Source organism: Streptococcus sp. 4155 (assembly GCF_013276695.1).
In the GTDB taxonomy this organism is placed as follows: domain Bacteria; phylum Bacillota; class Bacilli; order Lactobacillales; family Streptococcaceae; genus Streptococcus; species Streptococcus pseudopneumoniae.
On record NZ_VMLM01000109.1, the window covers coordinates 1 to 750 of the forward strand.

The 750-nt window shown below is 40.0% G+C and carries 1 protein-coding gene; it reads left to right on the forward strand.

The window, feature by feature from the left end; all coding sequences use genetic code 11:
- Window positions 1-140: 140 nt before the first annotated feature.
- Complete coding sequence (gene tnpA, locus HT715_RS10885) at window positions 141-614, forward strand: IS200/IS605 family transposase (RefSeq protein WP_001140801.1); 474 nt, start codon at window positions 141-143, stop codon at window positions 612-614.
- Window positions 615-750: the final 136 nt, after the last annotated feature.

Here is a 750-nt window from a genome sequence, read left to right on the forward strand (position 1 = left end):
TTATGGCTTCAAGCCAGTTTTTCTCGTAGAGAAAAACAAGAAAACCACCAGCTATGCTGGTGGCTGACAAGGCTTCTAGCTTCCATTTATTTTTCCAAGTATAATCTAATTGTTCAGGTTAGATAAAGGAGGAAAAATAAATGGCTAAAACCAGTTACAGTTTATCACATACTAAATGGATGTGCAAATATCATATAGTTTTTACACCTAAGTATCGCCGTAAGGCGATATATTACAAAGTCAGGTCGGATTTGATAGATATTATTAAACATCTATGCGGTTGTCGTGGCGTGGAGATTATCGAAGGTCATATGATGCCAGACCATGTACACCTGCTTGTATTGATACCTCCCAAACTTTCGATTTCCGATTTTATGGGGTATCTCAAGAGCAAAAGTGCATTGATGATATTTGATAAGCACGCTAATTTAAAATATAAGTATGGAAATCGAAAGTTCTGGGCTAGGGGATACTATGTAAGTACCGTTGGACTAAACGAAAAGACCGTAGCTAAATATATTCGCGAGCAGGAAAAGAATGACATTGCACTCGATAAGCTGAGTGTAAAAGAATATGAAGATCCGTTTTCTGATGGCGGATTTAGAACAAGGTAAAAGCCCGTTGTGACGGGCATTAGTCAAGTAATATAGCACGACCTGAACGAAGTTCAGCGAGCGTCTTTAGACGCCGCTGGAGAGAAACGGCTTATAGCCGGTGTACAAGCCACCCGTTTTCACGGGTGGTTATGAC

What these genes read in the sequence shown, in the direction of transcription:
- tnpA (WP_001140801.1), top strand. Translation starts at nt 141, where the DNA reads ATGGCTAAAACCAGTTACAGTTTATCACATACTAAATGGATGTGCAAA.